The sequence below is a fragment of the Cyclobacterium xiamenense genome (genome assembly GCF_009467825.1).
Classification (GTDB): domain Bacteria; phylum Bacteroidota; class Bacteroidia; order Cytophagales; family Cyclobacteriaceae; genus Cyclobacterium; species Cyclobacterium xiamenense.
On sequence record NZ_WIOK01000044.1, the window covers coordinates 20,554 to 34,148 of the forward strand.

Annotated in this window: 13 protein-coding genes; 4 read left to right on the forward strand and 9 right to left on the reverse strand. The window is 48.0% G+C overall.

The features are described 5' to 3' along the window. Nucleotides 1–2: 2 nt before the first annotated feature. A complete protein-coding gene (locus tag GCU44_RS21340; RefSeq protein ID WP_154859431.1) occupies nucleotides 3–947 on the forward strand; it encodes a hypothetical protein in 945 nt (314 codons plus the stop codon). A gap of 134 nt (nucleotides 948–1,081) precedes the next feature. Here the strand turns inward: GCU44_RS21340 and GCU44_RS21345 are convergent, their stop codons facing one another. From GCU44_RS21345 to GCU44_RS21370, 6 genes are all read right to left on the reverse strand, one after another. After that, a complete protein-coding gene (locus GCU44_RS21345) occupies nucleotides 1,082–1,759 on the reverse strand; it encodes a metallophosphoesterase (RefSeq protein WP_161993992.1) in 678 nt (225 codons plus the stop codon). A gap of 425 nt (nucleotides 1,760–2,184) precedes the next feature. Beyond that, nucleotides 2,185–2,436, reverse strand: a complete 252-nt coding sequence (locus GCU44_RS21350; RefSeq protein WP_154859433.1) for a hypothetical protein — start codon at nucleotides 2,434–2,436, stop codon at nucleotides 2,185–2,187. A gap of 147 nt (nucleotides 2,437–2,583) precedes the next feature. Continuing rightward, nucleotides 2,584–3,258, reverse strand: coding sequence for a hypothetical protein (locus GCU44_RS21355; protein ID WP_154859434.1), 675 nt, complete (start codon nucleotides 3,256–3,258; stop codon nucleotides 2,584–2,586). 303 nt (nucleotides 3,259–3,561) lie between these two features. Next, nucleotides 3,562–3,954, reverse strand: a complete 393-nt coding sequence (locus GCU44_RS21360; protein WP_154859435.1) for a hypothetical protein — start codon at nucleotides 3,952–3,954, stop codon at nucleotides 3,562–3,564. A gap of 285 nt (nucleotides 3,955–4,239) precedes the next feature. Then, complete coding sequence (locus GCU44_RS21365) at nucleotides 4,240–4,425, reverse strand: hypothetical protein (protein ID WP_154859436.1); 186 nt, start codon at nucleotides 4,423–4,425, stop codon at nucleotides 4,240–4,242. Nucleotides 4,426–4,981: 556 nt separating this feature from the next. Further along, on the reverse strand, nucleotides 4,982–5,146 hold the full coding sequence (locus GCU44_RS21370; protein WP_154859437.1) for a hypothetical protein: 165 nt from the start codon (nucleotides 5,144–5,146) through the stop codon (nucleotides 4,982–4,984). A 15-nt stretch (nucleotides 5,147–5,161) separates the two neighbouring features. Between GCU44_RS21370 and GCU44_RS21375 the strand changes: the two genes are divergently transcribed. Next, on the forward strand, nucleotides 5,162–7,144 hold the full coding sequence (locus GCU44_RS21375) for a hypothetical protein (RefSeq protein WP_154859438.1): 1,983 nt from the start codon (nucleotides 5,162–5,164) through the stop codon (nucleotides 7,142–7,144). A gap of 299 nt (nucleotides 7,145–7,443) precedes the next feature. Here GCU44_RS21375 and GCU44_RS21380 read toward each other — a convergent pair whose 3' ends face one another. The 3 genes from GCU44_RS21380 to GCU44_RS21390 all read right to left on the reverse strand — a co-directional run bounded on the left by GCU44_RS21380 (nucleotide 7,444) and on the right by GCU44_RS21390 (nucleotide 10,364). Then, nucleotides 7,444–8,265: a hypothetical protein gene (locus tag GCU44_RS21380; RefSeq protein WP_154859439.1), complete on the reverse strand. Its 822-nt coding sequence runs from the start codon at nucleotides 8,263–8,265 to the stop codon at nucleotides 7,444–7,446. Between the two features lie 243 nt (nucleotides 8,266–8,508). Beyond that, nucleotides 8,509–9,924 carry a hypothetical protein gene (locus GCU44_RS21385; RefSeq protein WP_161993993.1) on the reverse strand — a complete coding sequence of 472 codons (1,416 nt, stop codon included), beginning with the start codon at nucleotides 9,922–9,924 and terminating at the stop codon, nucleotides 8,509–8,511. Further along, nucleotides 9,921–10,364, reverse strand: coding sequence for a hypothetical protein (locus GCU44_RS21390; protein ID WP_154859441.1), 444 nt, complete (start codon nucleotides 10,362–10,364; stop codon nucleotides 9,921–9,923). Before GCU44_RS21390 ends, GCU44_RS21385 begins: the two co-directional genes overlap by 4 nt. A gap of 136 nt (nucleotides 10,365–10,500) precedes the next feature. On the opposite strand from GCU44_RS21390, the gene GCU44_RS21395 reads away from it, so the two are divergent. Then, the gene (locus GCU44_RS21395) at nucleotides 10,501–11,703 is read left to right on the forward strand and encodes a proline dehydrogenase family protein (RefSeq protein WP_154859442.1); all 1,203 of its coding nucleotides are present in this window, start codon (nucleotides 10,501–10,503) and stop codon (nucleotides 11,701–11,703) included. A 14-nt stretch (nucleotides 11,704–11,717) separates the two neighbouring features. Further along, nucleotides 11,718–13,442 carry a lysine--tRNA ligase gene (gene lysS, locus GCU44_RS21400; RefSeq protein WP_154859443.1) on the forward strand — a complete coding sequence of 575 codons (1,725 nt, stop codon included), beginning with the start codon at nucleotides 11,718–11,720 and terminating at the stop codon, nucleotides 13,440–13,442. Nucleotides 13,443–13,595: the final 153 nt, after the last annotated feature.

Sequence of the window (13,595 nt, forward strand, 5' to 3'; positions counted from 1 at the left end):
GCATGAACAAGTACCTACCGCTGCTAATCGCCCTACTGGGCGGATTTTGGGATGCATTCGCGCAAACACCTTCCGACATTGGAAAAATTTACTTATCCATCGTCATGCCCGAAACGGACGAAGGGCTGGATCCATCACAACTATCCAGACTGGAAGCGAAAATCGCTCAGCTTGTGACCAACACAGGCCTGGCAGGCAGTGGCTATACCAGCAATTTTGTCATCTATCCGAAATTTGTCGTCTACGAAACCAACACCGTGGAAGGAGGCATGGCAAACGTAACCATTGTGTCCTGTGAGTTGGGTCTTTTTATCAAACAGGTTGACGGAAATATACTGTTTTCAACCATCAGTAAACCGCTCCGAGGCAGTGGCCGCAATAAAACCGCGGCAATTACGCATGCGCTATCTAAAATTCCTTCCGCTGACGAGGAGCTGGATGAATTTATCGAAACTGGCAAAAAAAGAATCATCGCCTACTACGAATTGATCTGCGCTGATCTGATAAACCGATCCGAAAGCCTGGTGGCGATGCAAGATTACACACAGGCGCTTGGGCTATTGATGTCTGTTCCCAACGAGGTGAGCTGTTACCAAACGATTCAGCAAAAATCGATTGAAGCCTATCAGGCATTTCAAAACCAAAAATGTGTCGAACAACTACAGGAGGCAAAAACCTATCTCGCCTCAAACCAATACCAGCACGCGCTGCGCACCCTTCGTCGGGTCGATCCCTCCACGCCTTGTTTTGAAGAAGCAGAGAACCTGGTGAATCGAGCAGCGGACGAAGTGGATGCCGAAGAAAATAAACTGTGGGACCAACGAATGCGGGTTTACGAGGATCAGATCGCATTGACCAAAGAACGCATCCATGCCATAAAAGAGATCGCTGCTTCCTACTACCGGAGCAAACCTACCTCTGTGAATTACACGTATCTCCTGCGGTAAGCACCACCTGTCCCAAGGGAAAAGATCTTGCGACTCTTATTTGGCTCCCATGTTTTCGGTTTTTTTGATTCACGTTTAGGTAGGAATGCTTTAGGAAGCAACAAACTCAATTTCTATCGTATGTAGTAAAAAATCTAGTCTTGAATTAGGTTTCCGTTTTCATCGATTTTTATCAGGTTTTGTGTCTTAGGTTTGGAGGGTTGATATACGATACCTGTAAGTTTTCCCCCGTAGCCACAGCTTGTATTGAGGTTGATTCCGGCACCTTCCCGGTAGACTTCTTTTACCGGTAGATGTCCGTGAATAAATTGTTTCCCCCTCCATAGCGGCTTATGCTGATAGTTCCAGATTAATTCTGATAGTGGTTTTTGGCCAATTCGTTGACCCGTATCCCGAAGCACGGCGTGGCAGAATATAAAGTCTTCATTCTCGTGATAGGGGACGGTTTGGTCCAGGAAATCATGGACCTCCTTTTTCTGAGTTAATTCCAGATTTTTCCATTCATTAAAGGATTTGACAGTCTGCCAATATTCAAACGTTCCGTCTGAAGTAGTACCAATATCTAGTGGAGTTGCTTTCTCCAAAATCAAATCAAGAAGCATTTGATCATGATTGCCTCTGATGAAGATCCAATCCGGGTTTTTCTTTTTGGCATCAATGAGTACCTGAATGGTTTTCATCGCTGAAGGACCACGATCAACATAGTCTCCCAGAAAAATCGCTTGCGCATGTATCTCTTGACTTACTCGAATGGCTGTGGAGGCAGCGAGATGGCAGCCATGTATGTCGCCAAATGCGGCTATTTTTTTCATTTCGAAGCGGTAAGGCGGTTTCCTTATTTCCATACCTTAGAGTTAGGTTGCATTACTCTAATTCAAATCATACACTATATGCTGACTGCAGTCGTACTGCAACAGAGATTGGATTTACGTTGTCCATTAAAATTGATCGATTACCCACGATACCTTCGCTAGTTGCAAGCTTGCAACTTACTCTGAAAGACTGAACTCTACCAAAACACGAATCTCAGGTGATGTCAGTGTTTAGACCCTACGTCACCGAAAATAAAGCGGCTAAAGAACCTGTCGAAGGCTGAAGCACGACATGCATGTACTCACTGTCCAGAGGTAGATTCGTCCCTCAAGCAGCCCCTGGTACCATCCACGTCAATAGTACGCTGGAACGCGGAGATCTTGGCAGGCAACATCTCCGCGTTTTCTTACCAAAACGAGGCCAATCAGTCCAAATCACTATCATCAAATTCATCGTAGCGTTCATCCCAGGCTACCGCTTCAAACATCACCGAATTGAATCCGATGTAGGGGAATTCGACCAGGAAATAGTCCGTATAATCGGAACTCTGCTCGGTATGCAACACCGTATAGATTTCTCCTTCCGTAAGGTACCTATTGGCCTCTTCCCGCTCTTCATTCAATCCGTGTTCGTTGAGATACATTACCAGGCTCAGTGGAGGAATAAGTGTGGACATGTTGCAATAATCTATTGGCAGGTTTTTTTACACGTGGCTACCTCTAGCCGGCTACCCGGATAGCTTTCAGGCATTTTTGAGCGGCCTCCGACGGACGCCCCTAAGGCCGCTCCCTCCTTGAAAAGCTACATTTACAACCTATAAAAATTACCTTGCATATTCGAGCACGTTATTTTTAAGGTCAAGAACAACCTTGAAATTATCAAAAAAGTCAAAACCGATAAAACCGTCTGTTCCGCCTAAAAGCAATGTCATTTGTAATAGTGTCGGTAAGTTTCCATATTTCACACTAAATTCCTTGCCTCCGAAAACTGTCGGTATTTCAAAGCATTCCGTCTGAAATCTACCTACGCCTGGATAAAAGTCTTCATCGGTTCCAACGCTTTCATAAGTATTTGTCAAGCTGTCCGATACATAAGACAGTTTCGCTCCTGTGTCTAAAAAGAATTTTAGCTCTTGATTGTCAACTGTCAATTTAATTATCGGTATTCCCATAAAATTTGAAATGTCCGCTTGCGTTCCGTCAATGTCAATTTGCTGTTTGCTGAACCCAACCAGTTGATCTTGATAGGCTAAAAGGATTTTGTAAGTTGAAACTATATCGGCTCCCAGCAACGTTGTTATTTCTGTTCCAAGCATATCAGAAATTTCTGAAACGGTCAAACCCATATAGTTTGTTGAACATTCGAAACTTTCTGAGAGAAAATTTAACCTATCGGAAGCGTGAATGGTGGAAGGTGCCCCGGTGTCAAGTAATATTTTATTCTCACCCTCATAGATAATCGGGTGTCCGTTGAATAGCTGTAGTTGAAATTGTTTCATTGCCTTTTGTATAGTTTATATGTTGAACCTGTTGAATTGAATTGCGGAAACGATTTCAACGTGTCTTTGAACCCATTTTCAACCAATAGCTTGTCGAGAGTGTCAATTTCCCAATACCTTATTTTAAATGCATCTTCGTAGCTAAATTCTTTTCCCTTGAAAATCCCACTGCATTGTTCCTTATAGGTATAAATGCCATTTTCGTTGTTGCTTGTTAATTCAACAATTCGTAAACAAAGTCGTAATATGCTCCCCAATTGTCGTGTGGTTGGTTCATGATTGTCTGTTTTTTCGGCTGCGGCATCATTGGGTTATGAACAGCTTATAGACGTCGGATTGATTCCGGGCAATCCCCTCGTAGTGAAATCGATTGGGCGAGGAGATTTTCTCTACCAGGTCAAAAACCAGGCAGTCTTTTGGCAAGCCCTCAAAAATCAAAGTAAACAAATGGTGCTCGCCGCGAACGTATGTCCATTCGGGAGACTTGGTGATTCCCTCTACATGCAGCAATTTCGCCTCCACCCCACCCCCCTGTGGGACCAGGCTGGTTACCGGCCAAATGCGTACCCCAACGGGAGGGTAGGGAACGCTGAGGTAGCAATGAACAATCACCTGGTTTTCTTCCCGGGTGCGGGTTTTGGCTCCCTCAAGAAGGGCCTGGTCCAGCTCTACACTGGGTTCAATCAGTGGTTCCATTCAGTGGTATTTTTAGATAGTACAATAGAAAGAAAAGCTACGCCATGGAAATCAGGCCTGGCAAATTCAATGACAGGTGCGCGACGGTGAACGATGCTTTGACCCGCCACTGTGCCTCAACCCAAGGGAGTGTAGCCGTGAAAACGCCCGGCTCTCCGGACCAGGAAGTGAGCAGCAAGCGGTGCTGACGTCCACTTCTCGATACCTTATTGGGTATCCATACCCACGGTATTACAGGCGAACCCTTCGTGTGAAAGGCTCGCCTGTGAATGGCCGAACAAGCCCTCACAGAAGGGATGTTAATATGTTTCCCGAACCCACTTTCCTTCCTGTATGGTCATAGGTACTGTTGGAGATTGGTCTGTACTCCCCTAATTTACGTCCCGTGTGGTCGTAAATCGTAAGCTTGTTGCCGTTGTCCCTGATTTCGCCAATTTTCTGCCCGGTGTGGTCCGTTAATACTTGTGCCATTTTTATAGATAGTTAAGTTAATTTTCTCCCCGAGCCTTTTTGGTTCCGTTTTTTTTTCTTTTCAGGCTAGCTGGTACTACTCTGTTCATGGTTTTAAGCCCGTATCGACCGCTAAACATTTCTTTAGTCAATCCTACCTTTCGCCTTGCTACCACTAACAGACTGCAAAAATGGTTAAGAAATCAGCCCGGATCGTGAACTTGCAAGCTTGCATTTTCCACCGGCCATTACTTTGGCGTACCTGTCTGTATCGTATGTTGCCGGTACACCTGTACTAGTTGAATGCTTCTTACGGACAAAACCTCGCTGTCGTACCTGTTCTGAGGCCGAAGTATCCGCCATTCTTCTCGGCTGGGGTACCTACCTACCGATGAACGGGGGTAAAGCAGTGCGCTAGCAGGGTCTGGATTCCCGGGTCATGCGACGAAAATCCGAATAGCGGTGGGTAATACCGGACCGAAAACAAAAGCGAAGCGCTTTACCTACATGCGACACGGTAGCTACTTGATGGACGTGTTCAAAGGGTACAAGGACTCGGAGGAGGGGCTGGATTTGGTTAATGCCAGCTGTCCAGGGGAACTGATTCGAAAAATCTCCGGTCCGATTGGCCGGATTCCTCTTCCAGCAGGTCGAAAAGTGCCAGACCGGGTTTCCCCCGAAAGAATTGCAAGCTTGCAGGCTCTCCGTCAACGGGGTGATCCGCATTACTTTTGTGTTCCAAAAAAAATAGCGTATTATGAAAGATTTAGCAAGCATTACCCAACGACTCGAGAACATCAAACGTCAACTTAAAACCGAGTTTATTGGGCTGGATCACATCATCGATCAGCTGATCCAGGCAGTAAACCCCTGGTGCAGCATGGGCGAAAACCAGCGTCGCCCGCTGATTGTCAACCTTTGGGGGATGACTGGTGTGGGTAAGACCTCTCTGGTAAAACGCTTTCTGGATTTGTGGGATACCGATGAAAATGTCATACAATTTAATGTGGCGAGCAAGAGTCTGATGGAGCAAATTTTGCACGGTGTAGAGAAACTATACAGTCTAAACGGTAAAAAATCGGTGCTTATTTTCGATGAATTCCAACATGCGAGAACGCTCGATGAATCCGGCAGAGAACTACAAAAGCCAATCGACCGCATGATCTGGCAATTAATGGATGAGGGGCGATTTAATTTTTCGGGCTGGCGAGGGCATCATGCAAACCTCCAGGAATTGGCCACCGGAATTGAGTTATGCTTACAGAGAGGCGTTAAAGTCGAAAAAGGACATGTCGTAGCGGGTTGGGACACCTATTTCGATATCATGGAGCGGGGCGAAATCCCCAAAAAATTCCGAAGCAGCAACCCAAACACCTTCTTTCTTAGTGGCAGCGAAATACACGAGTTGCACGAGTTTACGCAGCATGAGTTCCCGGTTCGCTCCCAATTCAAGGACTTTTTGCTTCAGATGGACGGACCCGAACTGTTTGCCTTTTGTAAAAAAGTAGCGCAAAAATCGTTGACATCAGCACACCTGGATTTTTCCAGGTCCCTGATTTTCGTCATCGGCAATCTGGATGAGGGCTTTGCAATGAGTGCAGGCGTATCAACCGATCAGGATGCCGATCTATTGCACCTGGAAAGCAAAAAAATCAGTTTTGATCGGATCAAACAGGCCCTTCGAAACCGGTTTCGGATGGAAGAAATCGCCCGGCTGGGAAACATTCACCTGATCTATCCTTCCTTAAGCAGCGATGTTTACCGCACGTTTATCAATCGGGAATTGGTGGAGATTGGCCAACGCTTTGAAGAGATTTTTCCCTGCAACATTCAGTTCTCAGACCGGGTAAAGGCAACCCTTTTTGAAGAAGGAGTGGTACCCAATCAGGGCTTTCGTCCCTTACGTTCCACCATCCGCTATTTGATAGAGGGCAATTTATTGGAATTGTTGCAGCGTATCCATTCCCGATTACCGGATAATCTTTTGATCGATAATCCGGGAGATGACCTGGTGGTCTGCTATGAAGGACATGTTTTAAGCCGAAAAAAACTTCATCTCCCGATCCGTGAGACCAAACGGAAGCAACACGATGCCGAACAACTCGCGATCACTGCGGTACATGAAGCCGGTCATGCGCTGGTGTACCTGATTCTCCACCGCTGTTGGCCCAAGACGGTTAGCATTAGTTCCGCTGACCTAGACAAGGCGGGATTCATGCAAGTAAACCCTTCTTCCGGATATGCCAACAAAGACGTTTTGATGCGGCGGATCGCCACATTACTGGCCGGAAAAAAGGCCGAAGAGCTGGTGTTCGGGTCAGAAAACCTAACGACGGGAAGCGAGCAGGACGTAAAGACAGCTACAACCGACCTTTTGTTTGCGTTCCGGGACGGCTCGCTGAATCGAAAACCGGCGGGTTACGAATCCAGGATACGTGGCTCTGGGAAACTTCTGGAGGATCCTAAAGAAGCCGAGCTATGGGTAGAGCAGCAGCTCACATCCGGGTACCAACTGGCCGAACAGGTGCTTGTGACCCACAAAACCGCATTTCAGGCGATTGTTTCCTTGCTCATGGAACACAAACGACTGGATACAGAAGGCCTGGCAGCGGGGCTGCAAAGAAAAGGCGTGGATGGCCAACAATTGCTGAATGCCTACCCTCCTTTATTTCACTATAGTCAGCGAGTTCAGGATTTTTTGAAAGAAGGAGTAACGAGGAAAGTCGGTCAGCCAGCCTGATCCTCACGGATCCCGGGAAGGATCTCTCCAAACGTACTACTTTCCCCGGGTGGGGGGCCGAAAGCGATGCTTGCAACGGAGTTGAGGCAGCTAGCTTTCTGCCCCCAATCTCCAGACTGCAGACCTAGCCATACCCGCTGACAACTCCACAAAGCGGCAAAAGGGGTTGACGAGTTTAATTTGGAACGGAGTTTTGCAAAATTGGCCGTGCACAAATTTTCTGACAAAAAGTTTGGCAAGTGAGTCATTCACCCGTTGATGCTTCCCTGACGAGGTTTTAAGCGAATGAATTGGTTATTTCACTCCGTTTTCTTTTGCTGCAGGTACTTTCTAAAATAGCTCAATCTTCCGTAGAGAAAACTGCCAAACCCCCGATCCAGGGTCTCGGGATCGGTTTGCATCGATTGGAAGGTAAAGGACAGGTAGGCGTTTTTAATTGTCTCACAGGAGATATACCCCTTTACCCACAAGATAGGAAGGCTGATGCTCGTCTTCTCCAAATAGTGAAAAAGATATACGGTTGCCCTTTTCTCCAACCCTGTCATTTCGTTTACCTCTTTTTGGAATCGCTTCGCCACTGACTGCTCCACGAATGGTACATCCTCGTTGCGCATTCCCTCCAAATCACAGGCATTGTTTGCCGGCAAGTCTTTCCAGTCGGAACCCAACCAACGAATGGCCTCCGAACAAGCCCCACATTGCTCGCTTTTTGCATGCGGATCGGAACTCATCCGAAAGAGTAGATCCCATTGCAAAACTTCCTCCACCTGTAGCTCAAACACCTGGTCCCCTTCCCTTTCCTCACTAGAAAGCATCGCTTCCATACTTATGCAACAACTCATCATCTGCTGCTGTTTCCGGATATTCTCAAATTGGACGTTTTTACTTACTTCCTCCGGCTTCATGGACTTGTCGGGATCTCCTTCATCCAGGTAAGCGTCATAGCCAAGGATTTCATTACTATCGGCAAGGATTATCTCAGCCAAGGCTTTGGGATAATGCGGAAACATATCCCCACCCGGCTTCGACATGGGCAAGGACTTGTCGTTGATGATACAAAATCTTCCCGATCCCTCCGGGACTTCTTTTAATCGATAGCTGGGCAATGCATTATCTTTCATGGTTCCGCCAGTCTTTTTCCCTTCAAAGATGGTGAATTAGGCATCGTCACCCGGTAAGATGCAAGCTTGCAAACCCAGATATACGTTGCCTTGCCCCATTTGTGACGTGCAACCAAGATCCACACAATTACCTTTGGTTATGACCTTTCCATGTGCAGCTCCTGGACTGGTTGAAAAAAAATTAACGGAAATTACTCCTGTTTTTGGAGAAGTTAATTTCCTATAGGATTTCATCGAAAATTCTTACTTCTCCCCACTACCCATTTTCATAAAGACTGCCAGCGGACTGGCAACCGAGGTTAGGTAGACTGGATTCTGGGTATATCCGTCGGGAGCAAAGCATTCGTAGGGAGCACCAAAATCCGACCCTTTCCGGAAATCATTTTCTCGCAACTCGGCAATGTACTCGCGTACCAGCTTGCGGGCGGCTTCCGGGTTGACCCGATAAATGGCATGGGCCACCCAACCCACAGGCGTGCCCCAATAGGCCCCGTTTTGGTAGCGGTTTTTGGGTGCCATCGATCGTTCCCAGACCCTGTCGGAATCAAAATCATGGCTGGTGAGAACGTGCCGGATATTCCCCCGATAACTCAAGGTGCCCATTTCGTACGCCACCGCCAATGCTCGGCAGGCAATCTCCCGGGCTTCTCCTTGCAACACGCCTTCGTACACAGCCAGGGCTGTTCCCCACACGTCGGGCTGATTGCTAGTCCCGGTGGAAGCTTTTAACAACCCGCTAGCATCAGCGAATACCTCCGGCACCGCCTCGCGAATCTGTTCCGCTATCCGGTAGTATTGCTTGCCCGTTGCTTCGTCGCCCAATAGGCTGAACAGTTCTGCCAGTTGATTGGCTGCCCGGAATTTTAAAATGGACGGGTACAGTAAGTCTCCGGTCAGCTGAATGGCATCCCGGAACCCAAAATCGACGCCCCGAAATTGCTCCGTACAAAAGACCAGGTGATTTTCCTGTCGGGCAGGGGACACGTGAAAAGCCATTCGCAGCCGATCGATCAGCCGTTTGCCCTCGATCGTTTCCTCAAGCACGGCCACCGCTGCCCCGGAAGCAAGGAGTTGCCGGGCCATGTGAATGAAGAAAAACGCATCACCAAAAGGAGGCAGGCTGCCCCATTCCCTGGTACCTTGCAAGTCGTAGCTATAGGTGCCTGGAAAATAAATGGGCAAACCGTCATCGATTCGGATATGGTCCGGGATGGAGCCCATGGGGATAAGACTGCCACCAGACGTTATCCAGGTCTGCTCTGCCTGAGCAGCTGCTGTAAGGAAAAGCATGTGCCGTTGTTCGTCAGAAGTAATCATTCCCGTTTCCAGAGCCATGGCATAATCCCGGATCCAAAAAGAGGGATACGCATTTCTTCCTCCGGGTCGCACGAGGGTACCACCGGTTCTGTTTGGACCAAAATCCTCCGATGCTACCTGGTTTGGGTAAATTTTCGCTTGCTCCAATACATCCCTTGTCATTTCTATTAAAAAATCCAGATCGGCCGCGGAAACGACCGAACGATTGGGAACGGGCTGAGCAACCGCCAAATCTGACATAGAAAGCAGTACCAAAGCGCTAAGAGAAAGCAACCGGTTGAAAACAGCTAGAAAATCACTTTTGATTTCTGCGCAAAAGGGGGAACACGTCGCTTCTGTCACGACTTTGGCTTTTCGGTAAGCAATCCAAATTTCCGGGTAAGCTTCCGAATAGTTTCTACCTTCCGAAACCGCAGAGCGGACCAGTCCTGATCGATGGCTACCTGCCTGACAGGTTCCATGCCCCATTCTCCGAGAAGTTCCCATCCGCTATCCCGGTCGTAATCAGCCCGGTAGTTTTTTGAACTCTTTTTGGGATAGGCAATCCAGAAAACCGCATCGTTTTCCAGGTGAGGAAGAACGGCCCGGGCATGGGTCTCCATATCCGCCTTGGTTTTTCCAAAAATCAGGGCAAATTCAATTTTCTGCCCTTCCTCCGGCTGTTCGTAAACCCGCGTATGTGCTTCCATTGACTCCATCGGCGCTCTAAACGATTCCGGCGCAGCCACGACCAGCACGTTCTCTTGGGATTTAAAGTTTAGCTTTTTAAATACGGCGTCCATACCATGCATTACCAGATATTGGATAAATTTACAAAATTTCAGGAAAAATAAAAGGAGACAGCTCCCTGTATTCGGTTAATTTGAAAAGGCTAATCGCTGTTCCTAGCTGTTTTTTTGGTATCTTTGCCCCCTGAAAATGAAAAAAAAACCTGACTTTTCTTTCGATAATCTGGAGACCGCCTTTGCGCACCTTTCGGACGAGGACTTACAAAAAACCAAGACCTTGTTTCGTTTGATGCATTACCCGGTCTTGGTAAAATCAGGAATTTGGTTGAGCAAAATGGCCTTTGCGGTGGGATTGCCGGTAGAGGGTTTCGTGAAAAAAAATGTCTTTCGTCAGTTTTGCGGAGGCGAGACCATTACCGCCTGCAGACCGGTGATCGAAATGCTGGATAGGTTTGGGGTGAAGTCCATTCTGGATTACTCCGTTGAAGGCAAAAAGGAGGAAGCGGGTTTTGTCGCTGCAGCCGAAGAGATCGAACGAACCCTTCAGGAAGCGGAAAAGAACCCACACCTGGCATTTGGCGTTTTCAAGGTCTCCGGAATTGCCGATACGGAACTGTTGCAAAAAGTTCAAGCCCAACAGCAGCTATCCACCGCTGAAAAGGAATCCTTTACGAGGGCTCAGGAGCGGTTTATGGCATTGTGCAGAAGCGCCGCTGAGCGAAACGTACGGCTACTGGTAGATGGAGAGGAAAGTTGGTTTCAGGAAGTCGTGGACCAATGGGTACGGGAGGCCATGCGTCGGTACAACAGCGAAAAAGCCATTGTATTTAACACCTTCCAGATGTACCGCAAAGACATGTTGCGTCGACTCAAAGATGCCCGTCACGATGCCGTAGCCCAGGGCTATTTTCTGGGTGCCAAGTTGGTGCGCGGCGCCTACCTGGAAAAAGAACGGGCACACGCCCAGGCAACAGGGGCTGCTGATCCGATCCATGCCAGCAAAGAGGCCACGGATGAAGCGTATAATGAGGCGCTGCTTTTTTGCATCAACAACAAGCAGCGGGTTTCGCTGGTCAGTGGTTCGCATAACGAATGGAGCAATGACCTGTTGGCCGAACTGCTGGACCTTCACGGACTCTCCCGTTCGGACGAGCGTGTGTACTTTTCGCAGCTGTACGGCATGAGTGATCCGGTTTCCTTTAATCTGGCCAAAGCGGGTTACAACGTGGTCAAATACCTGCCGTATGGCCCTGTAAAAGAGGTACTGCCCTATCTGGGCCGGCGAGTGGATGAAAACACTGGCGTTTCCGGACAGGCGAATAGGGAATTACAACGAATCAATCAAGAACTACGCAGGAGAAAAAGCCTGCCTAAATTTCCAACAATAGCATAACCACCGGTATACACATGCAATTACTGAACGAACAGGAGATAGAACGAAGAAAAGACAGAGAGGCCTTACTACAGCTAGGTATTGACCCATACCCTGCCCTTTCTTACCCCATCAATGCCACCTCTGCAGATATCCATAAAAACTACGAAAACCGAAAAAACGACTACAAGAACATCAGCATCGCCGGAAGACTCATGACCCGACGCATCATGGGTTCGGCCAGTTTTGCGGAGATTCAGGATAGCTACGGTCGGCTTCAAATCTATGTGCGGCGAGACGATATCTGCCCGGACGAAGATAAAACCCTCTACAATACCGTCTTTAAGAAATTGTTGGGTATCGGCGATTTTATCGGTCTCAAAGGATTTATTTTCACCACCCAAACCGGGGAAATTTCCCTGCACGTTCAGGAATTCACCTTGTTGTCCAAATCCATAAAACCGTTGCCCATCGTAAAAAGAGACGATGAGGGCAATGTATACGATGGCTTCACCGATCCCGAACTCCGGTACCGGCAGCGGTACGTGGACCTGATCGTCAATCCGGAGGTGAAATCAACCTTTGTCACCCGCTCCAAAGTTATCTCTTCCATGCGTAGGTATTTCGATGACCATGGCTGGCTGGAAGTCGAAACACCCATTCTGCAGCAGGTTCACGGAGGTGCGGCGGCCAAACCCTTTGATACCCACCACAACGCGCTGGATATCCCCTTATTTCTACGAATTGCCAACGAGCTCTACCTCAAACGACTGATCGTCGGGGGGTTCGAAGGGGTGTACGAAATCGGGAAAATGTTCCGGAATGAGGGCATGGACCGAACGCACAATCCGGAGTTTACTTCCATGGAAATCTACGTGGCATACAAGGATTACGTGTGGATGATGGAGATGGTGGAAGAACTACTTGGGCAGATTGCCAGTAGCGTGCTGGGCTCCACACAAGCAAAAGTCGGGGAACACATCATCGAGTTTGCAGGCCCTTACAAACGCCTTTCCATGTTTGAGGCGATTCAGGAATACACGGGAATAGATGTCAGTACCCTGGATGAGGCCGGTTTGCGAAAGGTCTGTGCAGCGTTGGGAATCGACGTGGACGACAGCATGGGAAAAGGGAAACTGATCGATGAAATCTTCGGTGAAAAAGTAGAAGACCACCTGATCCAGCCCACCTACATCACGGACTACCCGATCGAAATGACGCCTCTGGCTAAAAAGCACCGGGATAAGCCAGGTTTGGTGGAGCGCTTTGAGCTTTTTGTCAATGGAAAGGAAATCGCCAATGCCTACACCGAGCTGAACGATCCCATTGATCAGCGGGAGCGATTCGAAGAACAACTCAAACTGGCCGCAAGAGGTGACGACGAAGCCATGGCCATGGATGAAGATTTTCTCCGGGCCCTGGAGTACGGCATGCCGCCGACTTCCGGTCTGGGGATTGGAATCGATCGGCTTTGCATGCTCCTAACCGATAAAAGTACCATTCAGGAGGTGTTGTTTTTCCCGCAAATGAAACCCGAAAAACGAGTGAAGGTGGCGACCGATGAGGACTTCATGGAGGCTGGTATCCCGGCGGCGCTGATTCCGGTTATCCGCGAATTGAACATTCATACGCTGGACCAGCTGCATACACAAAATCCCAGCAAGTTGTTTAACGATGTGTGCGGAAAACGAAAAAAATTAAAACTAAACGTTGCCAATCCCAGCAAGGAAGACGTGGAAAACTGGATCAATGGAAATTGATTGATTATAGGCCCGGAGCAAAAAACGCTCCGGGCTTTTCTTCTATTCTACCACGGGCTTCTTGGAAAATCCAATAAAATTTGACCACGTAGGATGAAACTATATCCTTCGTGGTTTTTTTATGATTATTTGCTCTGATCGACAGTACAATTC

Excerpts from the sequence above, each read along its gene's own strand:
- GCU44_RS21340 (WP_154859431.1), top strand. The coding sequence starts at position 3 with ATGAACAAGTACCTACCGCTGCTAATCGCCCTACTGGGCGGATTTTGG.
- GCU44_RS21345 (WP_161993992.1), bottom strand. The coding sequence starts at position 1,759 with ATGAAAAAAATAGCCGCATTTGGCGACATACATGGCTGCCATCTCGCT.
- GCU44_RS21350 (WP_154859433.1), bottom strand. The coding sequence starts at position 2,436 with ATGTCCACACTTATTCCTCCACTGAGCCTGGTAATGTATCTCAACGAA.
- GCU44_RS21355 (WP_154859434.1), bottom strand. The coding sequence starts at position 3,258 with ATGAAACAATTTCAACTACAGCTATTCAACGGACACCCGATTATCTAT.
- GCU44_RS21360 (WP_154859435.1), bottom strand. The coding sequence starts at position 3,954 with ATGGAACCACTGATTGAACCCAGTGTAGAGCTGGACCAGGCCCTTCTT.
- GCU44_RS21365 (WP_154859436.1), bottom strand. The coding sequence starts at position 4,425 with ATGGCACAAGTATTAACGGACCACACCGGGCAGAAAATTGGCGAAATC.
- GCU44_RS21375 (WP_154859438.1), top strand. The coding sequence starts at position 5,162 with ATGAAAGATTTAGCAAGCATTACCCAACGACTCGAGAACATCAAACGT.
- GCU44_RS21380 (WP_154859439.1), bottom strand. The coding sequence starts at position 8,265 with ATGAAAGATAATGCATTGCCCAGCTATCGATTAAAAGAAGTCCCGGAG.
- GCU44_RS21390 (WP_154859441.1), bottom strand. The coding sequence starts at position 10,364 with ATGGACGCCGTATTTAAAAAGCTAAACTTTAAATCCCAAGAGAACGTG.
- GCU44_RS21395 (WP_154859442.1), top strand. The coding sequence starts at position 10,501 with ATGAAAAAAAAACCTGACTTTTCTTTCGATAATCTGGAGACCGCCTTT.
- lysS (WP_154859443.1), top strand. The coding sequence starts at position 11,718 with ATGCAATTACTGAACGAACAGGAGATAGAACGAAGAAAAGACAGAGAG.